The sequence below is a fragment of the Arthrobacter sp. U41 genome (genome assembly GCF_001750145.1).
Taxonomy (GTDB): domain Bacteria; phylum Actinomycetota; class Actinomycetes; order Actinomycetales; family Micrococcaceae; genus Arthrobacter.
Map to the genome: position 1 here is coordinate 3,520,820 of NZ_CP015732.1, position 24,391 is coordinate 3,545,210.

A 24,391-nucleotide genomic window follows, 5' to 3' on the forward strand; every position below is an offset into this window, starting at 1 on the left:
ACTGCAGCACCGGAGGACTCCGCGGACGGACAGGTCCGGGTGGCGCAGGTGCCTCAGCCTCAGTCCCCTGCCAGGAACCCGAGTTCCCGCCGGGCGAGGCTGATATCCGGTTGTGACCACCGGGCGGCGTATTCGGCGTTGGTGGTGAGGGAACGCAGCTCGGCGCGGTCCAGATAGAGGATGCCGTGCAGATGGTCGGTTTCGTGCTGGACGATCCGGGCCTGCCAGCCGCTGAACACCCGTTCCTGCCTGCTACCGTCCGGGAGCAGGAAGTCGAGCCGCACCGACCCGGGACGGGATACAGCGGCCTGCAGTCCGTTCACCGAGAGGCATCCTTCGTAGAACGCCGGGGTGTTTCCGGGCAGCGGCTGGTAGCTCGGGTTCAGCATGGCGAAGAACGGCAGCGGCTCACGTCCGCGGACGGCGGCTACCTCCGGATCTACCTCGAACTGGTCCTCGAGCACCGCGAGCTGCAGCGGAATGCCCAGCTGCGGCGCCGCCAGGCCAACGCCCGGCGCCTTGTGCATAACACTGCGCATCAGGTCGATCAGCTGGCCGAGTTCGGCGTCGCCCAGCTGGCCGTTGAACGGCGCGGCGACCTGCCGCAGTACCGGATCTCCCGCCTGGACAATGGTGGGCAGCACCCCGGCGGCCAGTATTTGCTGGACGGTTTCATGGATGCGGGCGGGGCTGAAGTCAGTCGGCTTAGCGTCAGGGGACATGGCACCAGACTACTGGCGTCCGCAAGCAGCGGTAATGAATTCGTGAATGCGTCCTCGCAGCGGCGCTCCGGCGTCAACTTTCAGGATGCCCTCCCGTCCGCCCGCGGACACTCTGAGCGGCAACAGCGTCCCCACTTTGTCGTCCGCCAGGGCGTGCGGATCGCAGCGTGCGGGCCGGATCCCCAGCCGGAGTTGCTGGCTTGCACCGCCGGCGTTGACCGAGACCGAGCGCGGCCACGGGGCGGACGGGTCCTCTTCGAGCAGGATGGTCCGGTCGATCCGGTTGATTGTCAGGGATCCCGTTGAGCCCGGATTGACGGCGCCGGGGGTGCTTCGCGGCACGATGGTGAGTCTCATCACCGCGCTCTGCCCGTCGGCAGACACTTCGAGTTCGGGTTCCAGCCGGATTCCGGCGACCGCGGCGGCCGCCTGGGCGAGGCACATCTCCGCGTTGTTCCGGGACAGTACCCCGTAGGGATCCGTGGCGCGCAACGTCGCGGCGGACTCGGGTCCCGGGCCAACAGCCAGGCGAAGGGCCAGCGCCGGCCCCTCGGCCACCGGTCCTGTCTGGAGTCCGCATTCCGCGGCGGGCAGTTGTGCCGGCAGGATCTTGGTCAGGCCCGGCGGCAGTACGATCCCGCCGGGCGTTCCCGGCCACTCGATAGTGCCGGCAAACAGCGGGCTGGCCACGCTGGCACCGTGGACGGTGACCGGGCCGGAAGTGGTGTTGGTCAGCTGGATGGCAATGATTTGCTGGCTGTAGTGGTCGCGGAGCTGGTTGATCTCGGCGGTGACGGGGCCGGCCGACGCCTCTGCCGTGGGCGTGGCCGGCGGGCTGCCCGCAGCGGACGTGCCCGTTTCGGACATGCCCGCCCCGCAGGAGGCCGTCAGGGCGAGGGCAGCCACGGCGGCCGCCATTACACCCGCCGAAGAGTGTCGAGTTCCGCCGTCCGGGCGCCGGAGCGGCCGGGGGAAGCAGCCCATGGGGCCAGTGTATTTCCCCGCGCCGGCCCGTGTAACCCGGTGGGCGGGCGCGTTCGGCTATTCTCGTTCCATGACTTCTCTGGCCCCCTTGGACTGCGTCCTCAGCCTGCTGCCCGCCATCGAGGCCGGCGGCGGAGCGGAGGACATTTCGCCCTACCTGGCCGAGGACTACACCCTGAGCGAGGCGCCCCATCTGCTGGCCCCGGCCGGAGCAACCCGGAACCGCGAGCAGGCCCTGGCGGGGGCAGCCGCCGCCCATGAGGTCGTCTCGGGGCAGCGCTTCGAGGTGCGGCGCACGACCTGTGAGGGCACCCGTGTGGTACTGGAAGCCGAGTGGACGGCCACGCTGCTGATGGATCTGCCGCACTGGGATACCGGCGAGGTCATCCGCGCCAGGGTCGCGGCCGTCTTTGAGGTCCGGGACGGCAGGATTGTCAGCCAGGACAGCTACGACTGCTATTTCACACCCGACTGAATCACCCTGCGCCTGCGGCCCGGCGTTCGGGCCGGGCGTTCACTGCATGGTGAAACGGCGGGCCACGAATCCGTTGACGGCTGGCATGGCGGCCGCCGCCGCGATGGCGCGGTTCCGCACTGTCCACGGTCCTGCCGGCAGGGGCCGCCCCAGCGCCATGTTTATTTCGGACTGGCGGGCCGCCCGGGCTGCTGCCGCCGTGCGGGTGAGCTCGAAGTTGCGGAGTTCCACCCCCACGTCCGCGCCCCGCAGCGACGCGAGAATCACCGGGGCGAGGGCGGCGGCGTCGAGCCAGCCCAGGTTCATGCCCTGGCCTCCGATCGGGCTGATCTCGTGGGCGGCGTCGCCGATCAGCACCGTCCTGCCGGCCACCATCCGGCGCACCAGCCGTGAGCGTACGCCAAAGCGGCTCAGCATGCTGTTGCTTGCGGCATCGACGTCGATCCCGGTGCGTTCCCCGATCCGTTGCACGAGCCAGCGGGCGTCCCCGCCGCTGCCGGTTTCCGCAAGGCGCACCACCCAGCGGCGCTGCTTCCCTGGCAGCGGAAAGGACTCCACGATTCCCCCGGCTTCCAGGAACAGGGCCGCGTCCGGACCGAATCCGGTGCTGTCGGCGAAGTCGCCCATAAGGTAGCTGTCCGGGTAGTCCTTCGCCCGGACAGCGGTGCCCAGCAGGGAGCGGACGGTGGAACGGACGCCGTCGGCTGCAACCACAAGGGCCGCCGTGTGGCGGACCGTCCGGCCGGCCGAGTGCGCTTCCGCGGTGACGTGGCCGGCGTCGGACTGCAGCCGGGTGACCCGGACACCGCGGTGCAGGGCCACGGGGTCGAGTTGCCGGACGTGTTCCTCCAGCACCGCCTCCGTCCGGGACTGCGGCAAGGCGAGGACGAACGGGAAACGGTCGGAGACGCCGGCGAAGGACATCTCGGCGAGCCGGGTGCCACCGCCGAGGGCGATGCCGCGCCGGATCGGGATCCCTTCGGCCACAAGGTCCGGTGCCACGCCGATTGACTGGAGTGCCTCCAGTGACGGCGGATGGATGCCGATCGCCCGGGAGCGCGGCTCGGCGCCGGTCCGCTGCTCCAGGACCCGCACGCTCACGCCGTGTTGCAGCAGCAGGGCGGCCATGAACAATCCCACCGGCCCGCCGCCGATCACCAGCACGTCAAGCATGGGCCCGGCCCTTGTCCAGGATCAGCAGGTTACGGAAAGGGGCGTGGCGGAGGACGGCCCAGCCCGGGGGAGCGGCCGCCCGGAGTTCGGCCGTGGTGTAGCTGCGGCGGATCGAGGTCAGGCCGTCCTGGCGGATGTAGGAGCCGGTGAAAGGCCAGGAGGAGGCGAAGAAGAGGCGGTAGGCGGCCGGGCTGCGCCGGAGGTCGTTGTGGATGACCAGGCCGCGGCAGAGTCCGGCGGACTCGGTCAGGAACGCCGGAAGGTCGTCCTCCGCCAGATGGTGCAGCACATGGTTGGAGACCACCAGGTCGAAGCTCAGCCCTTCGCTGGCCAGTTCCGCTGCCGTGGCCTGACGGAACGTCACGCCGGTGGCCGCGTGCCGTTCCGCGGCGAAGCGGCTGGCGCGGGGATCCGGATCGATGGCTGTGATCCCGAGGCGCAGTCCGTCCAAGGCGGCCCAGCGGGCGAGCATCACCGGCACGTCGCCGCCGCCGCAGCCGATGTCCAGCAGGGTGGCCGGGGTGCGCTGGCTGAGTCGAGGCCTGAGCTGGCGCAGGTAGATGCCCCGCCAGCCGGCGACGGCCCGGTTGACCAGGGCAAATTGGGCGTAGGTACGGTCCAGCCGCACCGGATCGCAGCCGGGAAGGTCCATTTCCTCGACGGCATGAGCCGCGCGATCCCGCAGTAGTTGCACGCTCGGGTTCTCAGGCCAGGGCCGATTCGGGCCGGGTTGCGGCGTCCCCCGACGATGCCGTTTGCCCGCCGCTGCGGGGGCTGCTGATCTTGGTGAAAAGCGCCGTCTCCACGGTCAGTCCGGGCCCGAATGCCATGGAGCAGATCCGTTCGCCGCCGTCGGCGTCCACTGCCGCCGGCGGCAGGTCAAGGATGTGGCGGAGCACGAACAGCACGGTGGCGCTGCTCATGTTCCCGTAGTTGCGCAGGGTCTCCCGGGCCGGGACCAGCTGCTCGTCGCTGAGCTCCAGCCGGGACTGGACCTTGTCCAGGATGCTGCGGCCGCCCGGGTGGATGGCCCAGTGCCGGATATCGCGGTAGGGGAGTCCCTGCAGGGAAGATTCCCGGGAGAGGAGCGGCTCCAGGGCTCCGATGATGTGGTCATCGATAATGTGCGGGACGTAGTTGCCCAGGACCATCTCAAAGCCCTCGTCGCCGATGTTCCACGCCATCGATTCCTCGCCGACCGGGGTCAGGACCGTCTCGAAATGGTCCAGCTGCAGCAGTGCGGGTTCGTCCGGGACCTCCCGGGCGGTGACGATTGCCGCTGCCGCGCCGTCGGCAAACAGGGCCGACCCCATGATGGTGTCCGGATCGTTGGAGGTCCGGACGTGCAGCGAGCAGAGCTCGGCGCAGACCACGAGGACGACGGCGTTCGGGTCCGCCTCGCAGAAGGACTTGGCGGCCCGCAGCGCCGGGAACGCCGCGTAACAGCCCATAAATCCAAGGTGGTAGCGCTGGACGGCTGGGTTCAGGCCGAGGGCCCGGACGATTTTGTAGTCCGGGCCGGGGTTGAAAAAACCGGTGCAGGACACCGTGACGAGATGAGTTATGTCAGGTGAAGTGATTCCGCGGCAAGCGTCGAGGGCCTTTTGTGCCGCCTCGATGAACAGTTTGGTGGCCTCGGTGGCGAAGATGTCGTTGCGCACCTTTGTGCTGGGGCTGAGCAGCAGGCCGGTGCCGGCGTCGAAAAACCGCGGATTCTCCGCCCGGTGGTCCCTGGTCATTTCGTCCACAGCCGTGTAGCGGGTGTCGATGGCGGCGGAATCGAAGCAGGTGCTGACCAGCCGGGTGCCCAGCCGGGTGAGACCCGGCTGGGCCGCGAATACGTCCCGGGCCTCCGTCTGGATCAACACGGTTGGCGGGACAGCAGTTTCGAGGGACCTCAGGTAGACCGTCATGGTTCATTCTCAGTGAGGGTGGAGCAGAAGACAATGGACCCGGCCGCAGACGCGGGCCCGAAGCTGGTTGGATGGAGCCAGATGACTCCGACGGAGAGCGCGACCGTGGCCCCGCCCTGGAGATGGAGACCATGAGCAGGGCGGGCCGCAGTGGTGCTAGGACTGGTTGCCGCCTGATTCTGCAGTGGCCTTGATGCCTGCAAGGAGTTCGGCCTGGCCGCGCTCGGAGATCTTGATGACGAGCGAATCGACCGCGGCCTCCGCCCAGTTGGCCGGGACGACGTCGGATCGCATCCTGAGCCGGGTCCCGCCGTCGTTCGGCTCCAGTGTCACGTTGAAGACGGGACCCAGTGCCGCCTTTGACGTGAAGTGTTCATTCGGAACGAACTCGGTGTACTCGTGGGTCGTCTTGAGCGGGATGCCAAGGACCTTCCACGCGGCCTCGAATGTTGTCCCGACGCCCTGGGGCGTGGTCCTGAGATTGGTGACCTGGACGTCCGGCCCCAGCCATACGGACGGATCTTTCACAAGATCAAACACGCGCTGCACCGGGGCGGCGATGGTGATTTCGTCGGACCATGTCAGCGTATGGGGGAGCTTCGCCTTCTTCTCGGTTTCGGTGACCGTCTTCTCGCCGCTCTCCACCATGCTCTTGATGTTGGCCACCAGGGCCTCGATGTCGTCCTCGGCCCACCGGGCGAAGATCGCCTGGACCGGCACCCGGACGAACGGCGCCTGGATGTCGAAGCTCTGTTCGACGTTCAACTCTGTGCCGACGTCGACCGGTTCGAGGGAGAACGTGAGCACCGGACCCACCGAGGCCTTGGACACGATGCGCTTTCCGGGAATCACCTCTCGGTACTCGTGGGTCACGGACATGTTGATGCCGAGCATCTTGGCCGACCAGCGGGCGGAGGTGCCGACTCCGTCTGGCTTGATGTTGACCCCGGTGACCTCGCTGTCACCGGGGAACGCGGACATCCAGTGTGTCGGATCACTTAGGAAGGAGAACACTTTCTCCACCGGCGCATGGATCGTAATGCTCTGAACCAGGTTCTTAGTCATCGTTAAATCTCCTCTCGGACAGAAACGGCATCCGGACACGTGCCGGTTCCAGTGCAGTCCAAAGCCGCGTGCTCACCCAGAGGAAAAGGTCCCTGCATCCTGGATTGCTGGGCATCGCATCCGCTGCAACCTCGGTTGCTCAAACGCCGATAATCAACATTATGTCAACTCATGGCGATTTGACGATCTGGTCAGGGGCGTCATGCATGTCCGGTCTCAGTGTCCTTTCTCAATTTAGTTGGCCATTTTCGCAACTTACCTGGCCACCTACGGATTTCTGGGGTTTGTCTCAGTTAATCTGGCCACCATGGATGCTGTTCAGCCGCTGAGGTCGCTGCCTTCGAACATGACGGACGAGACCCGTGTGCTGGCGCGCCTGGACGGGCGTATGGCGAATACGCCGCTTTCTGGGGCTCTTGCATCGCTCGGGCTTGAGTCGGCGCTTCCCGTGCGGGCGTTCTTCTCGTGGACGGGCAAGCGGAACTACGAGGGCAGGTGGTGGTCCAGCACGGTCCGGTCCCATGTTGGGTTCGAGAGCCTGCTGGAGCGCGACTTCATACTCTCGGCGGACCATAACCGGGATGTCGTTGGGGTCGCGTCCCAGCCGTTCGCGTTCCTGTGGCCGCGCGGGACCGAGGGTTCCCGGGGGCACGTGCCCGACTTCTTCGTCCGGCTGCGGGATGGCACGGGCAGGGTCGTCGACGTTAAGCCTGCAGGCCGTGTCCGGTCCGCGGAGCGCCAGTTCGGCCTGACCCGCGAAGCCTGCGCGGCGGCCGGATGGGAGTACGAGGTCTTCACCGGTCTGGCCGAGCCGCTGGCGTCGAATCTGCGGTGGCTCGCCGGCTACCGCCAGGACCGCTTCGCCCCCGACGGCACCGCAGCGGCCGTGCTGGTCGACTCGTTTAACCCGGAGGCCTCTTTGACCGGGGGCGTGCGGCGGGCAGCCAAGGCGCTGGGCATCGACGAGGGCATCGTCCGCGCGCAGGTGCTCCACCTGCTGTTCACGGGGGTGCTGGCCGTCGACCTCGACGCCCTGCTCACGCAAAACACGCGGGTGTCCCTGGGTGTCGCACCGAAGGCGGGCTCCGCCTGGGACGCTAGGTCGCGGGAGGCCGCGTCGTGAAGTCTGTGCGCCTGTTCGACTTCATCCAGTTCGATGGCGCCTCCTGGCAGGTGGCGGCCCACGACGGCGCCGAGCTGGCTTTGAAGAATCTCTCCACCGGCCGCATCCGCCGGGTGCCGGTCGCCGAGCTGCTTGCCGACGACTCGTACCTGCCTGACGCGCCCGCTCCCCTGCCGTCCCTGGCCGGTGTCGCGCTGCTCGAAACGCTCGAGCCCGGTGCCCGGGCGCAGGCTGAGCTGCTGCACCGTCACGTCTACGAGCTCGTCAACGGGACCCCGCCGGACGCCGCCCCCGGGACGGCGCCCAAGCCGGAGTACGACCTGGCCAACCCGCTGCTGCGCCGCATCGAGGCCAAGGCGGCCGAGCTCGCCGCCGCGGGCACGCCGATCGCGGCCCGTACGTTGCGCCGCCACGTCGCCGCCTACCGCAAGCAAGGCATCGCCGGACTTGCCGACGGGCGCAACACACGTCAGAGCACCCTGGCTGGCTGGGCCGACCCGGAGCTCGTGGCGCTGCTTGAGGCCGAGATCGCAGGGCAGACCAACACCTCCACCGGGACACGGTCCCGCGCCGTCACCCGAGTCCGTGCCCTCGCCGAGCGGCAGGGCCTGGGGGTCCCGTCCCCCGCCACTCTCTACCGGATTCTGGCCAAACTGGAGAAGTCCCGGCACCCGTTCGGCAACGCCACGACCCGCAGGACCCAGGCCAGCCGGCCCGACCGGACATGGGGCCGGCAGGCGCCCGTGCGGCCTGGGGAACTCGTGGAGATCGACTCCAGCCCTTTGGACCTGATGCTCATCTACCCTGACGGGTCCACGGGCAAGGCCGACCTGACCGTCGCGTTGGACATCGCGACCCGGACGCCGCTGGCGGCGGTCCTGCGCCCCGAGGCGACCAAGGCAGTCGACGCCGCGGTCTTGCTGGCCAGGGCCATGACCCCCTTGCCGCTGCAGCCCGGCTGGGACGCAGCCCTGGGCTACTCCCGATCGGTCCTGCCCCAGGGCATGATCCCTGGCGGCGCGGACGTCCGCTCCGCGATCGCTGCCAAGCCCGTCATCGTGCCAGAGTCGATCACCGTGGACCGGGGCAAGGTCTACATCGGCGCCACGTTCACCGCCGCGTGCGAACGCCTCCAGATCAGCCTGACCAAGGCCGCACCGCGGACCGGGACCGACAAGCCGCACATCGAGCGGTTCTTCGCCGCGGTCAACTCGGGCTTCACGCAGTACCTCGCCGGCTACACCGGACCGAACGTCGTCCGCCGCGGCAAGGACCCCGCCGCCGAGGCACGGTTCGGCCTCGCCGATGTCCAGAGCCTGCTTGACTGGTGGCTCGTCGCCGTCTGGCAGAACCGCCCGCACCCGGGCCTGCGCCATCCGGCCATGCCGAAGAAGGACCTGACCCCGAACGAGGCCTTCGCCGCGCTCTCGGGCGTCGCCCCGCAGATTCCGGTCACGCTCACCCGCGAGGACTACATCGCCCTGCTGCCCCTGGACTGGCGCACCATCCAGCCGTACGGGATCAACTTCCACAACCTCCACTACGACAATCCCGCCCTGCACGAATACCGGGGCGTGCCCTCGGGGCTGCCCGCCCCCGCGAACGGACGCTGGGAGATCCGTTACGACCCCTACCGGCTGCAGTCCATCCATGTCCGAGACCACCGCAAGGGCGTCTGGATCGAAGCCGAATGGACCATGGCACGCCAGCTCGCCGGCCCGTTCTCCCTCGACGTCCTCGCCGCCGCGAAAAAGGCCCTGGACAGACGCTCCGGCAGCATCCCCGGCGCGGACCTGCTCGCAGAGGTCAATCGCATCATGACCGCCCCGTCAGGTCGGGCGGAGGCCCGGGCCGCCAGACGCGCCAGTGCCTCGCCGTCGAGCGTTCCGGATCCGGCTCCGCTGCGGCTTCTGGCCCCTGTCTCTGAAGGAGAACCTAAGCCCGAACCGGGCGCCGCTGCCCCGTCCGCGGCGACTGCGACCGCACCTGCGGGTCCGCGTCCGCGTCGTCATGCCCGCCGCATCGACCTTCTGGAGGACTGAGCCATCGCGACCCCCGACTCCCTGACCGCCTGGCGCCAGTTCGTCGACCACGCCCCGATCGAGCCGGAGCGGCTCTCCCGCAAGGAGCTCAAAGCCCTCTCACCCGAGGAGAAGGATGCCTACGACCGGGAACGCTTCGGCTGGCTGGCGGCCGACACCGTGCTGGAGACCACGGACACGCATGCCCTTACCCGGCAGACCAGAATCATCCTCTCGCGCAACGCGGCCACCACCGCCACGGCGCGGCGAGGGCTCGCGATCTCCGGGGCGGCCGGGATGGGCAAGTCCACGGCCGCGCTGCTGATCGGCAAGCGCCATGAGAAAGCCGAGCGCAGGCGCCTCGAACGTATCGATGACGTGTCCTTCGCCCCGGTGGTCTATGCCGTGGTCCCCCCAGCGACCACACCGAGGATGCTCATGCAGGCCTTCGCCAGCTGGCTCGGCCTACCGGTGCCCCAGCGGTCCACCGCGCAGTTGGTCACCGAGCACGTCGTGGGTGTGCTGCGCACCTTGGGGACATCGCTGGTGGTCGTCGACGAAGTTCACAACCTGACGACGAACAGGCAGGCCGGCGCCGAGGCGGCCAGCACCCTCAAACAGTTCGCCGACCGGCTGGACGCGACCTTCCTCTACGCCGGCATCGACCTGCCCACCACGGACCTGTTCGCCGGGGACATGGGGAGGCAGATCAAGGCCAGGATGATCATGCATCAGATGCGCCCCTACGGGAACGGATCCAAGACAGACCGCGAGGCCTGGACCGAGCTCGTCCTCGGCGTCGAGGACCTCCTCCCGCTTGCCGAGCACGAACCCGAGTCCCTCGCCGAGGAAGCCGCATACCTGTGGGACCGCACCGGCGGGAGCATCGGCGGCCTCCGCGCCCTCCTGTCGGACGCGGCCATCGGAGCGATCATCGACGGCACCGAAAAGATCGACCGTCGCCGCCTCCAGGCCACAGCCACGGACTACGCCGCCGAAGAACACCACCACACACGTGCAGCCATGTCCGCCGGCAGCCACAAACGCGGGCTGCAGCGGGCCCAGTGACGATCCAGCCGCTCCCCGTCCCCACCAGGATCTTCGGCGGCGAGGGCTTGATCAGCTACGCCTCCCGCCACGCCGCCCGCAACGGCACGACCGTCGAGAAGATCGAACGCTCGCTCTCCGAAGCGGGATCCATCCCCAAGCCCAGCCACCGCCGGACCCCGGAAAGGCTGCAGGCCTGGCGCAGCCTCGGCGCGCTTCACGAGAACGCCTTCGCAACGCCCGCCGTGATCGACGGCGCCGATGTCATCGACCGCATGCTCTGCCTGCGCTGCACCCAAGGATCAGGCGGAACCGGGCGGCTGCCGCGCATCGGGTGGGTCTGCGCCGGACACCGGCGCTGGCTCGGCACGCCACAGCACGACATCCGGTCCCTGCCCGAACTCGTCGCCGCCGAACGCCACTACCGCCGGGTCCTTGCCCCACGCGGCGTCCTCGTCCGATCCCCCATCATGCAATGGGCGCGCGAATGCGCGATCACCGGGATCGCTCAATCCGAGATGGCCGAGCGGAATCGTCGAGTCGCCACCTCCAACCCCAACCTGCTCACCTACCCCGAAACCGTCAGAATCGCCCGACTTGTCACGGACCCGGGATTCAACACAGGGATGCTCCAACCCGGGTTCCGTGCCCGTGAACGCCACGCCGTGAGCGTCAAAGCCAGTACGGGGATGTTCCCCCAGGCCGAGGACAACGAATCATGGCGCGTAGCCCACCGGATCACCGTCATGTTCAACGCAATCGCCGGAGAGATCGAGAGGAATCCCTCCCGTACGGCAGGCACTACGCCATACAGCACGACACTGGCTCAAGCCTGGAGAATCTGGGGAAGATAGCCCACCGGCCACGGCACCCCACTCAGCGACACCGGGCCTCAGCCCCGCGGGACAAGGACGCCGAGCGTTCCATACGGAATGGCCAACTAAATTGAGACGGTTCCTACCCCATCCGTCTCAATTTATCTGGCCTTTTCCCACGTCAAGGTGGCCAACTAAATTGAGAAAGGACACTCAGTTTTGTTGGCAAGAATCTCAATAGACATGGCGAGCTACGGGATTTCGTCCTGTCTCACTCGAGTTGGCAACGCGGATCGGCGGCTCCCATGGAGCCTGCGGGCCGATCGGCTGGATTCTAGTGCCGAGAGGACTTGGAAGCAGAGAAACATAAGCCTACTTATAATTCAAGCCTTCTACGTTCTCGCGGCGCATGGTAGTCCTACAGAGTGGAATCGGACAGGCAGAATGCGGGCACCTGGTAGTGCCCCGGAGCGGGACCTACTCCTCGTGCCCCTGGTCAGCGCTCATCTGATCCTCCGCGGGCGGAGTTTCGCCCGGCGGCACACCGCCTCCGGGTTCGAGCCCGGTGATGTTCCCCTTCAGCGGATCCGGGTTCGGCGACGACGCCGGGTCCGAGGGTGTTTCGTCGGCCGGGCCGGCGCTTTCAGCGGAGGCCGCCCGCTCCCTGCCCTTCTCCGCGTTGCCGCCTAGGCCGTTCGTTTTCATCGGACCCAACTCCTCGCACCGGTTGACTATGGACTATTGGTAAGCCTGCTGATAATTCTGGTTCTGTCAAGACCGGACACCCGAGAGGGAACGTAGCGAAGGAGCAAGCTGATGGGAATCGGAGACAACATCCGGAGGTCGGCCGAGGACGCCCTCCGGGATTTGGCCGGGCTATCGGAACCGACCGATGACGCCCACGCACCAGAGCCAGGCGACCCTGACGAGGGAATCAAGGTCCACTCCTCAATCAGCGAAGGATCCAACGCCGGGGACGTGCGCGACGGCAACCCGGGCCGCGCCCCTGAATCTGCGCAGGCGCAAGCGCCAGGCCAAGGGACCTCCGGGAATATCCTCCGCGGGGACGGGGGGGACGGGAACGATTCGGGCGCCGGGTCGACTCAAGCCCGAGAAGCGGATGCGCCTCCCCCGCGCGACGTTCCCGACCCCGGCGGCCTTCGCGCGGACCCCTCCGAGGGGGAAAGTGATCCTTCGTCGTCCATGGGTCGCGGCTGACCGGGCCACCCCGGCGAATGGTGAGCCTCTGGCCGGGCGGCACATCGACGGATATAGTAAGCACACTGATGAATTATTCGCCTCGTCAGTTTCCCCAAAATCCAGTCATAAGGAGACATCGTGAGCACCAGGGTGGAAAATCGGGTTCTGGTCAATGTTCCCGTGAGTGTGGCCTACAACCAGTGGACGCAGTTCGAGGAATTTCCCCATTTCATGGGTGGGGTCAAGAGCGTCAAACAGCTCAGCGACGACCGGCTCGAGTGGGTTGCCGAGATCGCCGGGGTACGCAGGCAATGGGAGGCCAAAATCCTTGAGCAGGTACCGGACCGGAAAGTCTCATGGGCTGCCACGGAAGGTGCCACGAACGCAGGATCGGTGACGTTCGAAGACCTGGGCGGCGGGCAGACGTCGGTGCAGTTGTCACTCGAATATGAGCCGGAAGGCCTCGTGGAAAAGGTGGGCGACAAGCTGAATATCGTGGAGAAACAGGCCGAGAACGATCTCAACCGGTTCAAGGCCTTCATCGAGGACGAAGGCTACGCGACAGGCGCCTGGCGCGGAACAGTTGGAAGCGGCACCTCGGCAGGTACTCCGGGCGTTGAGGCCGCGGCGGGATCACGCGGAGACAGCGGGAAAACCGGCGTTTCCGGCAAGGTGATAGCCGGCGTGGGACTCGCGGCTGCAGCAGCCGCAGGTGTTGCCGCCGCCACGGGACAAAAGAGTGACGAGCCTGCCTCCCCAACCCGCGAGGGTGTTGCCCCGCGCACCATGCCACCGACCGGGACGGCGGGAAGCGTTTTCCCGGGTGAAGGAATACCCCAGGACCCGACTCTTACCGAGGATGAGGCCGCCGACCGGACCATTGGGAAGCCCTTCGACCAGACAAATGGGCTTGTTGATGTCGAGGGCGATTCGGACGGGACCGCCTTGAGCGACACAAAGAGCGCCGCCCAGCGGAGTGCCGGCACCGACGACCGGACAGGACCTGTTCCGCCGGCCGGAGGCAGCCTGGGACAGCACTGAGCGATTCCCGCGGCATGCGAGCAGTTATTTGCATGCCGCGGGATGCGCGGCGCGCCGTCAGCCGCAGGGACAGGTCGAGGAAAACTGGCGGGGCCCGCGTTGCCGTGCTGACTAACATCGCCGGCATGGACTGTCCGGCGGGACGTTTGCAGCCCCGGACGGACGGGCCCCGCCGACGCCAAACGAGAACCCGATGAAATCATTTCTCAGCTTCTTCGTTGCCGCACTTGTACTGGCTGCGGGCCTCCTGTTGCCGTCGGCGGCAGGAAGCGCCGCGGCGGGCGGCCCGTCGCTCGTGACGGCAGCGGTCAGTCCCGCTTCAGCGAGGCCACCCCAACGGGCACCACGACCCCTCCCGGTCCTGTGCATCCGGGCACCGGAGAGACGCCGGCGGCGAAGGACACGCGTGTGGACTACGCACCGTACGTCATCGGCGCAGCCCTGGTCCGCCATCGCCGCCGTTGCTCTGGTCTGGCGTCGCGGACGGGGCGGCCCGTCGTCCAGGTCGCTCCGCCGGGCCGACCAATCGACCGACAATCAGGCAGCCCAGATGATCGCGGTACTGGTCGTTGACATGCAGAACGCCTTTTTGAAGATCCGGCGCTGGGCGCCAGCCAGGCGAAGCTGACGTCGGCGTGCAACCAAGTGATCGCCACGGCGCAGGAGAACGGCACAAAGTCCTGCTGGTGCGCACCGAACATGAGGAGGACAAATCAACCTGGACGGTCAACATGCTCGACGACGATCAGGGTTTCATTTTCCGGGGTACCACCCCCGCTGAATTCGTTTCCGGGCTCACGACTGCGGGTTTGCCGCAGCTGGTGAAGACCCGGGACAGCGCGTTCCTCGGAACAGATTTGCTCCTGCGGCTACGTAACTGGGATGCCGACACGATCGTGCTCGCCGGCGTCTCCACGCACAACTGCGTCGCCCAGACCGCCGCCGATGCGTTCGGCCACAACATCCGTGTGATGTATGCCGCCGAGGCAACGGCTTCCGAAAACGCCGAGGCTGCCGCTGCCGTGCAGGACATCCTCTGCCAGGAGTATCGCCAAAGGATTCTCACCACCACGCAGATCGCGGAGATTCTTGCTGCGGCCGCCAAGGATAGGACAGGACAGGACGGGAGATCATGACTTCACTCTGGCTGGACGGAGACCGGGCTATTCCGGTCGACGATTTTGTACCGGATGCCTCCTACGACACGGTTGTCGTGGGGGCCGGCATTACCGGACTGGCAACTGCCCTGCTGCTCGCACGGTCCGGTATGACCGTCGCAGTCCTGGAGGCCAGATCCGTGGGGGCGGGGACCACAGGCAACACCACCGCGAAGCTGAGCCTCCTTCAGGGCACCGTGCTGTCCACCCTGCGTGGGCAGTACTCCCAAAAGACCGTCAACGCCTATGTGGAAGCCAACAAGGAAGGCCAGGCCTGGCTGCTCCGGCTTTTAGAGGAGAGGGCGGTGCCGTTCCAGCGCCGGGACGCTTACACCTTTGCGGTGACCGACGCAGGGACAGACCGCATCCGGGCCGAGCTGGCAGTCGGCAAGGCTGCGGGGCTGGCAGTGGAGGAGGCCGCCGGGGATGCTGGGCTGCCGTTCAGTACCCGCAGCGCCATCCGACTACCGGACCAGGCCCAGTTCAACCCGATGGACGTCCTTGAGGCCCTCGCGTCCGACTTCCGCGCCCACGGCGGTGTCCTCGTCGAAGGCGTCCGGGTCCGGGGTATCAGCACGGGCAGGGACGGTGCCGTCAGGACCGATGCCGGGGATGTTCACGCCCGGCGGACAGTGCTGGCCACGGGCATCCCGATCCTGGACCGGGGCCTGTACTTCGCCAAGCTGAAGGCCTCCCAGTCCTATGCCGCGGCGTTCCGGGTGCCGGCCTCGACCTCCATCCCTTTGGGGATGTACCTCTCTGCGGAGACGCCCGGCCGCTCGCTCCGTACGCACCCAAACGGCCGCGAGGAGCTGCTCATCGCCGGCGGCAACGGTCATCAGGTCGGCAGGGAGCCCTCACCCAAGGCCCGCCTCGAAGAGTTGCTGAACTGGACGCGACATAACTTTCCCGGGGCGGAACCGACCAACACGTGGTCGGGCGAGGACTACCAGGCCACGAACCTTATGCCGTTTTTCGGAAAAATGCCCCGCGGCGGCGGCAAGGTATTCTTCGCCACCGGCTACAACAAGTGGGGCATGAGCAACAGCATCGCAGCTTCGCTGGCCATCACCGCCGAGATCCTGGGCGGCGACCTCCCGTGGGCGAACGTCCTCCACCACAGGATCACGTCACCTGCCGGGGCCGCCGCCGCAGTCGCGCTCAATGCCGACACCGTCAAGGCCATGGCAGAAGGGTGGGCGAAGGCTGAAACGGCCGAACCCGAAACCGAAACAAGGACTGTCCCCGGCGAGGGTGCAGGCACGATAGTCCGGCGGGGGCGCAAGCCCGTCGCCGTGTCCACCGTGGACGGGGTCACCTGCCGGGTATCGGCGGTCTGCACCCACCTGCGCGGAATTCTGAGTTGGAACGACGCCGAAAAAACCTGGGACTGCCCACTCCACGGCTCCCGCTTCACCCCCGCCGGTGAGGTCCTCCAAGGTCCCACCACCGAGAGGCTCCCGGCCGCGGACTGACAGAGCCAGGCATCAGGCAGACTCCCCGATCACCGGCGCGCTGCGGATGGTTGGGAGAACCGGTTGTTGAGCCGCATGCCGGGCACGGGCAAAATGGTTAATAGCCGGTGGCGCGTGGCGGTTGCAGGTAGCTACCAAATTGGGGAAGCCGCCGCCGCGCCCCGTTCGGACTTCGTTGCTACTACACACTTCCCCGTTGGAACTTCCGGTTGGAGGAACAGTGAGCGCATCAATTGTAGAAAACCTGTGGAACAAGTTGGATCCACAGACCCAGGAATGGATCCGGGCCAATCCCGGCACCGTCATCCTGCCAAGGAGTGTGACGGAAGCCCTCATCCGGGCGAGGGGTTCGCACGAAGAACTGGAGGGAGTGGATCGAAACGGCCAATTCCCCCTCTCCCCGCAGGATCAGTCCTTCATCAAAGGCGTGGCGGCGTCCTCGCCGGTAGGCCACCCGGTGCCGCCGGTCGGGCCGTACCACTGAGGGGGCGCGGCTCTCCCCGGGCAACCCACCGGCCCGCCGCTCCTGCGGCGGGCCGGTTGCGGTTCGGCCCGAATGCTTGACAGGGGCAGCGTGGTGCTCACATACTCCCAAGACGCCACCCATGACGATGATCGTCACGGATACGCCAAGGGAGCGAGCAATGCCCAACCACGCCCGACCTGCAGGGCTGTCGCTCGCGTTCGCCGCCCTGTTGATCCCGGGGTTGTTCGGTTGCAGTCCGTCGCCAGCCCCGGCGCCCACCGCCACCTCACCGGCGCCCAGTGTCGGGGTAACTCCCGCACCCAGCCAGCACTCCGCTCCTCCGCTGGCTGAACCCAGCGCGCTACCTGTCTTCGAGACCGAGGGGTTCTCGGGTTCGGGCGACATTTCTGATGACTCGGCGATTTGGGTGGACCGCGCGTCCCCGGCCAACAGCCTGGTGCTGGCTGACAACAAGTCGAGCTCGGGAGGAGGTATCGGCGTCTTCGACATGACAGGCAAACTCCTCGAGTTCAGGCCGGACGGGATGATCGGCAACGTTGACCTGCGGTCCGGTTTCCCGTCGTCGGGGACGCCGATCGTCCTGGTGGGAGGAAACAACCGGTCCAACAACACGCTTTCGCTGTGGTCCCTGGACACCGAAGCCAGGACGCTCTCACCGGTCGCGGCCCGGAGCATCGGGACCCAGGCACCTAACTACGGGTTTTGCATGTACCGCAGCAGGGCCAGCGGTAAGTTCTACGCCTTTGTGACTCCCAACGGCCCGGGCTCGGTCCAGCAGTTCGAACTGCTCGACGACGGGGCCGGCAAGGTGGACGCCAGCCTTGTCAGGACACTGCCGGTCAGCAGCATCACCGAGAGTTGCGTAGCCGACGATGAGCTCGGCCACTTGTACGTCGCCCAGGAGGGCCTCGGCGTCTGGAAGTACGAGGCGGAACCGGACGCCGGAACCGACCGCAGCTCGGTGGACAAGGTCGGGGCGGGTCGGCTGGAGGCAGACGTCGAGGGGATGAGCATCGCCTACGGCGAGGACGGGGCAGGGTACCTTTTCGTCTCCAGCCAGGGCAGCTCAACCATCGCCATCTACGACCGGGCCGGAAACAATCCGTTCCTTAAGAGCTTTAAGGTCACCGAAAACGGGTCAGTCGACGCGGTAACGGGAACCGACGGCCTGGATGTCACCACTGCGAATGTCGGGCCGCCGTTCGAGCGGGGGCTGCTGGTAGTCCACGACGAATCCAACTCCGGTGGCGACACGTCAAACCTGAAGTACGTTCCGCTGGACTCTGTTCTCAAATGACAACGCGTCCCAAGGTGCGGGCCCACAATCTCAAAGCGGTGGCCGACACCGACGTCTCCATGTCCTCCGCCACCAGCAACTTCGGCAGGGCTGGTGGTCCACGATGACACCAACACCGTCTGCAGCACGTCGAATCCGAAATACTTGCCCCTCAGCTCTGTCTTGAAGTGGGGGCAGCCGGCGCTCTTGCCAGCGTTTCGGGAGGTGTTCAGTCTTTCGTCGCCGCCCGGGCAGCGGCCGCGGGCACGGGTTCGTGCCGCAGGTAACTCCGGCCGAAGCGGCCGCTTCCCGAGGTCAGGGCACGCAGCTCGATCGCGTACCGCAGGAGCTCCTGGTCCGGAACTTCGGCAGTGATTTCGGTCAGGTCTCCCCCCGTCGACGTCGTACCGGTCAGGCGCGCCCGGCGCGACGAGAGGTCGCTCATCACCGCGCCCACGTGCTCGTCCGAAACGCTGATGGTCACTGCCGAGACGGGCTCCAGCAGTTGTATACGCCCGGCTGCCGCTGCGTCCCGCAGTGCCAGTGCGCCGGCAGCCTGGAAGGCCGCGTCAGAAGAGTCCACGCTGTGGGCCTTGCCGCCGAGCAAGTTCACCCGGATATCCACCACCGGGAAGCCGGCGGAAACACCCTTCTGCATCTGTGCCCGCACGCCCTTCTCGACCGAACTGATGAAGGGCCCCGGGATGACTCCCCCCACGGTCTTGTCGACAAATTCAAACCCGCTGCCGCGTTCCAGCGGTTCAACCTCGATGTCGCAGACGGCATACTGACCGTGGCCTCCCGATTGTTTGACATGCCGGCCGTGGCCCGCCGCCGGCGCGGCAAACGTCTCCCGCAGCGGCGTCACCACCTCGACCGTCTGCAGCTTGACGCCCTGCTCGCGCAGCCTGCCAAGGACGACGTCCGCGTGGGCCTCGCCCATACACCAGAGGATCAGCTGATGGGTTTCGGCGTTCCGTTCCACCCGGAGCGTCGGGTCCCCGGCCGCGACCTTTCCCAGGCTCCGGGCCAGGACATCCTCGTCGCCGTGCGAGGCCGCCTCGATCGCAACAGGCAGCAGCGGATCAGGCATCTCCCACGGCTGGATCAGCAGCGGCAGCTCCCGGGCCGAAATTGTGTCGCCGGTCTCCGCCGGCCCGAGTTTCGTGAGCGCGCAGATGTCCCCGGCCACGCTGTAGGGCACGGGCCGCAAGCTGGCCCCCAGCGGGGAATACAGGTGGGTGACGCGCTCATCACTGTCGTGGTCGGCGTGTCCCCGGTCCGCCAGGCCGCGACCGGCCACATGAACAGAAGTGTCCTCCCGCAACGTGCCGGAAAAGAGCCGGACCAGGCAGACCCGGCCCAGGAACGGGTCGATCGTGGTGCGCACCACTTCGCCGAGTAACGGCCCCCCGGGATCTCCGTCCGGGATCACGGCAGGGGTTCCGTCGAGTCGTGAGGCCGCCGGCTGCCGGCACTCCTTGGGAGCCGGGAAAGCTCGGGTCACCATTTCCAGGAGTTCCGCCAGCCCCACGCCGGTCTCGGCGGAGGTGGCGATCACCGGGTGGAAGGATCCGCGGGCGACCGCCGTCTCCAAATCGCCGGCCAGGACCTCGGGAGGGATCTCCTCGCCTTCGAGGTAGCGCTCCATCAGAGTTTCGTCCTCGCTCTCGGCGATGATGCCTTCGATGAGAGCACCCCGCGCCGTCTCCGAGGAGGCGCGTTCGACGTCGTCGGCGTCCCGGTGCGCGGGCAGCCCGTCACCCGCGGGCTGTACCGAAACGGTGCCCGAGAGCAGCCCCAGCATTCCGGTGATCTCCGCCCCCTTGCGGACCGGCAAGCAGAGCGGCAGCACCGTGTCGCCGAAAGCCCGCTGGCACCGTTCGAGGGCCGCTTCGAAGTCCGCCCGCGGATGGTCCAGCCTGCTGATGACCACCGCCCGCGGCACCCCGACCCGCTGGCATTCTGCCCAGAGGGCCGTCGTGGCAGCGTCAATATCATCGACCGCCGAGACGACAAACAGCGCCGCGTCCGCCGCACGCAGCCCGGCGCGCAGTTCACCGACGAAGTCCGGGTAGCCCGGCGTATCGAGCAGATTCACTTTGATGCCAGCAACCAGCACGGGCACCACGGAGAGTGCGACGGAGCGTTGCTGGTGGATCGCGGCCGGCTCCGAGTCACTTACGGTGGTGCCTTCGGCGATCGAGCCCTTCCGCGCAATCGCACCCGTTGCGGCCAGCAGCGCCTCGGCCAGCATCGTCTTTCCGGATCCAGAGTGACCAACCAGCGCCACGTTCCGGATTTGCTCCGGCTCTTCGGGAGGTAGCGCCTCGGTGGTATCGGCCCGCCGGAGTTCAGCCGCGCCCCGGGCGGCGGCCCTCGCCGGAACCTTTGCATCTTTCGCGGGCATGTGAACCTCCCGGTTTGCATTCGTCGGCCGGACCAATCCGCCGGCCTCCGCGCGTCGTGTGGCTGTCTCCTTGGATTGGACACCCTGGGACGAACTGTCGGCAAGATGCAAAGGACATCTTCACCACAGGCAATCCGGCCCGGTTTCCGATTCAGCTCCCGTCGCAGGCCTTCTGCAAAGCGGCGCTGTCAAGCTTCTGCATTGACAGCATTGACAGCATGGCCTGCATGGCGCGGCGGGAACCCTCCGGGCCGGGACCGCCGATCAGCTGGCCCAACACACTGAAAGTTCGCCCCTTCATTTTCAAACCGCACGGTGATCGCCTGGCCGGCCGGCTATCGGGCACGACGGCGCGCTGCCGCCGCCCGCCGGCCCCCCGCCCCCGGCTAGGCTTGGAGGCATGTCTTCTTCAACGCCGCGCGCCCCCCGCCCTTCCGCGACCGGAGCGGCGACGGCGCCCAGGCGGACCGCGGTATTGGCCGCCTGCGCCGATGCCGCACTGATCCTCACCTTTGCCGCCATCGGCCGGGACGCCCATCAGCGCGGGGACATCATCACCGGCGTACTTGCCACCGCCTGGCCGTTCCTCGCCGGGGCGGCACTGGCGTGGCTGGCCCTACGCCTGTGGCGTGCGCCCCTGGCCCTCTGGCCTGCCGGCGTCGGCGTCTGGCTCGGCACGGTCGCGGTTGGCATGGCCCTGCGGGCTGTTACCGGGCAGACTGTGGTTCTGCCGTTCGTCATCGTGGCCCTGCTCAGCCTGGGACTTTTCCTGCTCGGATACCGCCTGCTGGCCTCGGTGGTCCGGCGGCGCACCACACGCCGCCGCGGGGTCTGATGGACTAGGCTGGCAGGGAGATGGCCAAGGCCCCGGAGGCAGCATCCGGGAGCCTAAAATTGGTCGGCAACGGCGCAACAGATCCGGAAAGGTCACACGTGGTCACCGCTTTCGTCCTGATTAAGACAGACGCTTCCCGCATCCCGGAGACCGCGGAAGAGATCTCCGCCATCCAGGGCATCAGTGAGGTCTACTCCGTGACCGGCGAGTGGGATCTTATTGCGATCGCCCGCGTTCCGAAGCATGAGGATCTGGCGGACGTCATCGCGGACAAGCTTTCCAAGGTCCCAGGCGTTGTCCACACCACCACCCAGATCGCCTTCCGCGCCTATTCCCAGCACGACTTGGACGCAGCCTTCGCCCTCGGCTTCGAACAGTAGGGCCCGGCGGGTCCCGGCGGAGGAAAGCCCCGCCGGCCCGGTTTCACCGGACTGTTCAGCTGCGCGAGAGCGCGACCCACCGGTCCAGCACGGCCGCCGCCGCACCCGACTCGATGGACTCCACCGCCCGCTTCAACGCGGCGGCCATCCGCTCGTTGAACGGGCCGACGGCATCGAGATCGAAGGCCACGAGCCCGGCTGCCGCGTTCAGCAGCGCGGCATCGCGCGCGGAACCATGGCCCCCGGCGAGCACGGAACGCACGACGGCGGCATTGGCCGCAGCGTCACCGCCGCGCAGCTCCTCAAGGGTGGCCTGGCGGATCCCGAGGTCCCGCGGTTCGAACATTTCCTCGCGCACCGCCCCGTTCCGGATCTCCCACACACGGGACGGACCGGTGGTCGTCAGTTCATCGAGTCCGTCATTGCCGCGGAACACCAGTCCGCGGCTGCCGCGCTTCGCCAGCACCCCGGCCACCAGCGGGGCCATCCGCTCATTGGCGACACCCACCGCCGAGGCCTGGACATGGGCGGGGTTGATCATCGGCCCGAGGAAGTTGAAAGCCGTGGGCACGCCAAGTTCACGGCGGGCGACGGCGGCGTGCCGCATCGAGGGATGGAATACCTGGGCGAAGCAGAAGGTGATCCCGGCCTCTTCGGCGTTGAGCGCCACGCGCGGAATCGGCAGGTCCAGCCTGACCCCCAGGGCCTCCAGGACGTCGGCCGAGCCGGACGTGGAGGAAGCGGCACGGTTGCCGTGCTTAACCACCTTGGCCCCGGCACCGGCGGCAATCAGGGCGGCCATGGTGGAGATGTTGACTGTGTTCTGCTGGTCGCCGCCGGTTCCAACGATGTCCAGTTTTTGCCCTGCTATATCTATAGGGCTCGCATTCGCGATCATCGCGTCGACCAGGCCGACAAGTTCGTCCACCGTCTCGCCCTTGGACCGCAGTGCCACGAGGAAGCCGGCAACCTGGGCGGGCGATGCCTCCCCAGACATGATCGAGTTCATCGCCCACTCGGTATTTCCGGCGGTGAGATCCCTACCGTCAATGAGTGCGTTGATGAGCCGCGGCCAGGTGTTGCCTGCCGCCTGTGCAGATGCCTGAGAAGTCACGTTCCGATGCTATCGAGGTGCGCCCTGCAATGACCAATGTGAACGGCGCCGGGATCTTTTCCGCGCGAATTCGCGTCTTTGTAGAAAAAGTCCCCCGAAAACGCGGTTTGCGTTGGGCAGGAGCGAGTTTTATAGACATAATGTCTATGTGACATCTGCGACCCATGCCCCCAGTACCCCGGCGCACCCGACGCTGAATCGCCCGAACATGGTTTCTGTTGGAACCGTAGTCTGGCTGTCCAGTGAGTTGATGTTCTTCGCCGGTCTCTTTGCCATGTACTTCACACTCCGTTCGACTTCCGGACAGATGTGGGCCGAAGAGACAGCCAAGCTCAACTTTCCCTTTGCGCTCGTAAACACGATCGTCCTCGTGGCAAGTTCGTTTACTTGCCAGATGGGCGTTTTCGCCGCTGAGCGGCTTCAGCCGCGTCGAAGCGGCGGACCCCTCAGCTTCACCCGCTGGGGAATGAACGAGTGGTTCACCCTGACTTTCATCATGGGTGCCTTCTTCGTGGCCGGCCAGGCGGCTGAGTACGCCATGCTCGTTTCCGAGCATGTCTCGCTCTCCTCCAACGCTTATGGTTCGGCGTTCTACATCACCACGGGCTTCCACGGCCTGCACGTTATAGGTGGCCTGGTTGCCTTCCTCCTCATCATGGGCCGCTCCTTCGCAGCGAAGAAGTTCGGCCACTTCGAGGCAACCTCAGCGATTGTCACCTCGTACTACTGGCACTTCGTCGACGTCGTCTGGATCGGCCTCTTCCTGGTCATCTACGTCCTCAAGTAGCGAACTTGACTCTTTTTCTACAAGAGGCAGAATTTCAAGAAGTGGCTCCCGGAGCCAACGCAGGATCGAAAAAAGGAACCACCACGTGAAGGCACTCTCGCAGAAGCGACGTCACCCTCTGGCAGCAATAGCGCTGCTGCTGATGGGCCTCCTGGTCACTGGTGGGCTGTACGCCGTTGCCAGCAGCGTCAACCAGGCCAAAGCCACCACCAGCTTCAGCGCAAATGACGCAGAGGAAGGCGGCAAGCTCTTTGCCGCCAACTGCGCCACCTGCCACGGCATGGGCGCCAGCGGGTCCAAAGACGGGCCCTCCCTGGTAGGCGTCGGCGCCGCCGCCGTTGACTTCCAGGTCGGCACCGGCCGCATGCCCATGCAGATGAACGGCCCGCAGGCCTACAAGAAGCCCGCCCAGTTCAACGAGGAGCAGACCCACCAGCTGTCCGCTTACGTTGCGACGCTCGGCCCCGGCCCGTCGATCCCCGAAGCAGGTGTCCTGGACGAAAAGGGCAACGCCTCTGCCGGTGGCGAGCTGTTCCGCGTGAACTGCGCCATGTGCCACAACGCTGCCGCTGCCGGCGGTGCGCTGACCCGGGGCAAGTTCGCTCCGGCCCTGGCGGACGTCTCCGGCAAGCACATTTATGAGGCGATGGTTACCGGCCCGCAGAACATGCCGGTCTTTAGCGAAGCCAACATCTCCCCCGAAGGCAAGCGCGACATCATCACCTTCCTGAAGCAGATCGAAGCCAACGGTTCCCCCGGCGGCGCGGATCTGGGTGCCTTGGGGCCGGTGTCTGAGGGTCTGTTTGTCTGGATCGCGGGCCTGGGCGTCATTGTCGCCTTCACCATCTGGCTGACGTCCCGGACGTCCTAGGCCAACTGTTCCACCTGTAA

23 protein-coding genes are annotated in these 24,391 nt (G+C 66.8%); 14 read left to right on the forward strand and 9 right to left on the reverse strand.

Annotated features, from left to right (window positions below):
* Positions 1-59 precede the first annotated feature (59 nt).
* Together ASPU41_RS16045 and ASPU41_RS16050 are read right to left on the reverse strand one after the other, a co-directional pair.
* Positions 60-722: a peptide deformylase gene (locus tag ASPU41_RS16045; RefSeq protein ID WP_069951749.1), complete on the reverse strand. Its 663-nt coding sequence runs from the start codon at positions 720-722 to the stop codon at positions 60-62.
* A gap of 9 nt (positions 723-731) precedes the next feature.
* Positions 732-1,640, reverse strand: coding sequence for a hypothetical protein (locus ASPU41_RS16050; protein ID WP_231941098.1), 909 nt, complete (start codon positions 1,638-1,640; stop codon positions 732-734).
* 136 nt (positions 1,641-1,776) lie between these two features.
* Between ASPU41_RS16050 and ASPU41_RS16055 the strand changes: the two genes are divergently transcribed.
* Entirely contained in the window at positions 1,777-2,181 is a 405-nt protein-coding gene (locus ASPU41_RS16055; RefSeq protein WP_069951750.1) for a nuclear transport factor 2 family protein, read from the forward strand.
* Between the two features lie 39 nt (positions 2,182-2,220).
* Here ASPU41_RS16055 and ASPU41_RS16060 read toward each other — a convergent pair whose 3' ends face one another.
* From ASPU41_RS16060 to ASPU41_RS16075, 4 genes are all read right to left on the reverse strand, one after another.
* Positions 2,221-3,354 (reverse strand): FAD-dependent oxidoreductase, encoded by a 1,134-nt coding sequence (locus tag ASPU41_RS16060; RefSeq protein ID WP_069951751.1) that lies wholly within the window; start codon positions 3,352-3,354, stop codon positions 2,221-2,223.
* The gene (locus ASPU41_RS16065; protein ID WP_069951752.1) at positions 3,347-4,006 is read right to left on the reverse strand and encodes a class I SAM-dependent methyltransferase; all 660 of its coding nucleotides are present in this window, start codon (positions 4,004-4,006) and stop codon (positions 3,347-3,349) included. The genes ASPU41_RS16060 and ASPU41_RS16065 overlap by 8 nt, the downstream gene beginning before the upstream one ends.
* 52 nt (positions 4,007-4,058) lie before the next feature.
* A complete protein-coding gene (locus ASPU41_RS16070; RefSeq protein WP_069951753.1) occupies positions 4,059-5,267 on the reverse strand; it encodes a type III polyketide synthase in 1,209 nt (402 codons plus the stop codon).
* A gap of 156 nt (positions 5,268-5,423) precedes the next feature.
* Positions 5,424-6,332, reverse strand: a complete 909-nt coding sequence (locus ASPU41_RS16075) for an SRPBCC family protein (RefSeq protein WP_069951754.1) — start codon at positions 6,330-6,332, stop codon at positions 5,424-5,426.
* Between the two features lie 307 nt (positions 6,333-6,639).
* On the opposite strand from ASPU41_RS16075, the gene ASPU41_RS16080 reads away from it, so the two are divergent.
* The 4 genes from ASPU41_RS16080 to ASPU41_RS16095 all read left to right on the forward strand — a co-directional run bounded on the left by ASPU41_RS16080 (position 6,640) and on the right by ASPU41_RS16095 (position 11,377).
* Positions 6,640-7,455, forward strand: a complete 816-nt coding sequence (locus tag ASPU41_RS16080; protein WP_083266564.1) for a TnsA-like heteromeric transposase endonuclease subunit — start codon at positions 6,640-6,642, stop codon at positions 7,453-7,455.
* Complete coding sequence (locus tag ASPU41_RS16085) at positions 7,452-9,497, forward strand: Mu transposase C-terminal domain-containing protein (RefSeq protein ID WP_069951755.1); 2,046 nt, start codon at positions 7,452-7,454, stop codon at positions 9,495-9,497. The genes ASPU41_RS16080 and ASPU41_RS16085 overlap by 4 nt, the downstream gene beginning before the upstream one ends.
* A 159-nt stretch (positions 9,498-9,656) precedes the next feature.
* Positions 9,657-10,544 carry an ATP-binding protein gene (locus tag ASPU41_RS16090; RefSeq protein WP_231941099.1) on the forward strand — a complete coding sequence of 296 codons (888 nt, stop codon included), beginning with the start codon at positions 9,657-9,659 and terminating at the stop codon, positions 10,542-10,544.
* Positions 10,541-11,377 carry a hypothetical protein gene (locus tag ASPU41_RS16095; protein ID WP_069951757.1) on the forward strand — a complete coding sequence of 279 codons (837 nt, stop codon included), beginning with the start codon at positions 10,541-10,543 and terminating at the stop codon, positions 11,375-11,377. The genes ASPU41_RS16090 and ASPU41_RS16095 overlap by 4 nt, the downstream gene beginning before the upstream one ends.
* A gap of 438 nt (positions 11,378-11,815) precedes the next feature.
* Here ASPU41_RS16095 and ASPU41_RS16100 read toward each other — a convergent pair whose 3' ends face one another.
* A complete protein-coding gene (locus tag ASPU41_RS16100) occupies positions 11,816-12,043 on the reverse strand; it encodes a DUF6480 family protein (RefSeq protein WP_069951758.1) in 228 nt (75 codons plus the stop codon).
* 633 nt (positions 12,044-12,676) lie between these two features.
* Between ASPU41_RS16100 and ASPU41_RS16110 the strand changes: the two genes are divergently transcribed.
* The 5 genes from ASPU41_RS16110 to ASPU41_RS16130 all read left to right on the forward strand — a co-directional run bounded on the left by ASPU41_RS16110 (position 12,677) and on the right by ASPU41_RS16130 (position 17,995).
* Positions 12,677-13,579: an SRPBCC family protein gene (locus ASPU41_RS16110; protein WP_069951760.1), complete on the forward strand. Its 903-nt coding sequence runs from the start codon at positions 12,677-12,679 to the stop codon at positions 13,577-13,579.
* A 635-nt stretch (positions 13,580-14,214) separates the two neighbouring features.
* A complete protein-coding gene (locus ASPU41_RS16115; protein ID WP_231941100.1) occupies positions 14,215-14,715 on the forward strand; it encodes a cysteine hydrolase family protein in 501 nt (166 codons plus the stop codon).
* Entirely contained in the window at positions 14,712-16,211 is a 1,500-nt protein-coding gene (locus tag ASPU41_RS16120) for an FAD-dependent oxidoreductase (protein WP_069951761.1), read from the forward strand. Before ASPU41_RS16115 ends, ASPU41_RS16120 begins: the two co-directional genes overlap by 4 nt.
* Before the next feature lie 220 nt (positions 16,212-16,431).
* On the forward strand, positions 16,432-16,695 hold the full coding sequence (locus ASPU41_RS16125) for a hypothetical protein (RefSeq protein ID WP_069951762.1): 264 nt from the start codon (positions 16,432-16,434) through the stop codon (positions 16,693-16,695).
* Between the two features lie 121 nt (positions 16,696-16,816).
* A complete protein-coding gene (locus ASPU41_RS16130) occupies positions 16,817-17,995 on the forward strand; it encodes a phytase (RefSeq protein ID WP_083266566.1) in 1,179 nt (392 codons plus the stop codon).
* Positions 17,996-18,203: 208 nt separating this feature from the next.
* Here the strand turns inward: ASPU41_RS16130 and ASPU41_RS16135 are convergent, their stop codons facing one another.
* Entirely contained in the window at positions 18,204-20,384 is a 2,181-nt protein-coding gene (locus ASPU41_RS16135) for an elongation factor G-like protein EF-G2 (RefSeq protein ID WP_083266567.1), read from the reverse strand.
* 400 nt (positions 20,385-20,784) lie between these two features.
* Here ASPU41_RS16135 and ASPU41_RS16140 point away from each other — a divergent pair, with 400 nt between their 5' ends.
* Both ASPU41_RS16140 and ASPU41_RS16145 read left to right on the forward strand, forming a co-directional pair.
* Positions 20,785-21,219 carry a DUF3054 domain-containing protein gene (locus ASPU41_RS16140; protein ID WP_069951765.1) on the forward strand — a complete coding sequence of 145 codons (435 nt, stop codon included), beginning with the start codon at positions 20,785-20,787 and terminating at the stop codon, positions 21,217-21,219.
* A 98-nt stretch (positions 21,220-21,317) separates the two neighbouring features.
* Positions 21,318-21,599, forward strand: a complete 282-nt coding sequence (locus ASPU41_RS16145) for an Lrp/AsnC family transcriptional regulator (protein ID WP_024368097.1) — start codon at positions 21,318-21,320, stop codon at positions 21,597-21,599.
* Positions 21,600-21,654: 55 nt separating this feature from the next.
* On the opposite strand, the gene trpD is transcribed toward ASPU41_RS16145, so the two are convergent.
* Entirely contained in the window at positions 21,655-22,713 is a 1,059-nt protein-coding gene (gene trpD, locus ASPU41_RS16150) for an anthranilate phosphoribosyltransferase (protein ID WP_069951766.1), read from the reverse strand.
* 112 nt (positions 22,714-22,825) lie between these two features.
* Here trpD and ctaE point away from each other — a divergent pair, with 112 nt between their 5' ends.
* Together ctaE and qcrC are read left to right on the forward strand one after the other, a co-directional pair.
* Positions 22,826-23,500 carry an aa3-type cytochrome oxidase subunit III gene (ctaE, locus tag ASPU41_RS16155; RefSeq protein ID WP_442856204.1) on the forward strand — a complete coding sequence of 225 codons (675 nt, stop codon included), beginning with the start codon at positions 22,826-22,828 and terminating at the stop codon, positions 23,498-23,500.
* 85 nt (positions 23,501-23,585) lie between these two features.
* Complete coding sequence (gene qcrC / locus ASPU41_RS16160) at positions 23,586-24,371, forward strand: cytochrome bc1 complex diheme cytochrome c subunit (RefSeq protein ID WP_069951768.1); 786 nt, start codon at positions 23,586-23,588, stop codon at positions 24,369-24,371.
* Positions 24,372-24,391 lie beyond the last annotated feature (20 nt).

What these genes read in the sequence shown, in the direction of transcription:
- ASPU41_RS16080 (WP_083266564.1), top strand. Translation starts at nt 6,640, where the DNA reads ATGGATGCTGTTCAGCCGCTGAGGTCGCTGCCTTCGAACATGACGGAC.
- ASPU41_RS16070 (WP_069951753.1), bottom strand. Translation starts at nt 5,267, where the DNA reads ATGACGGTCTACCTGAGGTCCCTCGAAACTGCTGTCCCGCCAACCGTG.
- ASPU41_RS16100 (WP_069951758.1), bottom strand. Translation starts at nt 12,043, where the DNA reads ATGAAAACGAACGGCCTAGGCGGCAACGCGGAGAAGGGCAGGGAGCGG.
- ASPU41_RS16050 (WP_231941098.1), bottom strand. Translation starts at nt 1,640, where the DNA reads ATGGCGGCCGCCGTGGCTGCCCTCGCCCTGACGGCCTCCTGCGGGGCG.
- ASPU41_RS16130 (WP_083266566.1), top strand. Translation starts at nt 16,817, where the DNA reads ATGACGATGATCGTCACGGATACGCCAAGGGAGCGAGCAATGCCCAAC.
- ASPU41_RS16055 (WP_069951750.1), top strand. Translation starts at nt 1,777, where the DNA reads ATGACTTCTCTGGCCCCCTTGGACTGCGTCCTCAGCCTGCTGCCCGCC.
- ASPU41_RS16120 (WP_069951761.1), top strand. Translation starts at nt 14,712, where the DNA reads ATGACTTCACTCTGGCTGGACGGAGACCGGGCTATTCCGGTCGACGAT.
- ASPU41_RS16060 (WP_069951751.1), bottom strand. Translation starts at nt 3,354, where the DNA reads ATGCTTGACGTGCTGGTGATCGGCGGCGGGCCGGTGGGATTGTTCATG.
- ASPU41_RS16045 (WP_069951749.1), bottom strand. Translation starts at nt 722, where the DNA reads ATGTCCCCTGACGCTAAGCCGACTGACTTCAGCCCCGCCCGCATCCAT.
- ASPU41_RS16075 (WP_069951754.1), bottom strand. Translation starts at nt 6,332, where the DNA reads ATGACTAAGAACCTGGTTCAGAGCATTACGATCCATGCGCCGGTGGAG.
- ASPU41_RS16140 (WP_069951765.1), top strand. Translation starts at nt 20,785, where the DNA reads ATGTCTTCTTCAACGCCGCGCGCCCCCCGCCCTTCCGCGACCGGAGCG.
- ASPU41_RS16135 (WP_083266567.1), bottom strand. Translation starts at nt 20,384, where the DNA reads ATGCCCGCGAAAGATGCAAAGGTTCCGGCGAGGGCCGCCGCCCGGGGC.
- ASPU41_RS16065 (WP_069951752.1), bottom strand. Translation starts at nt 4,006, where the DNA reads ATGGACCTTCCCGGCTGCGATCCGGTGCGGCTGGACCGTACCTACGCC.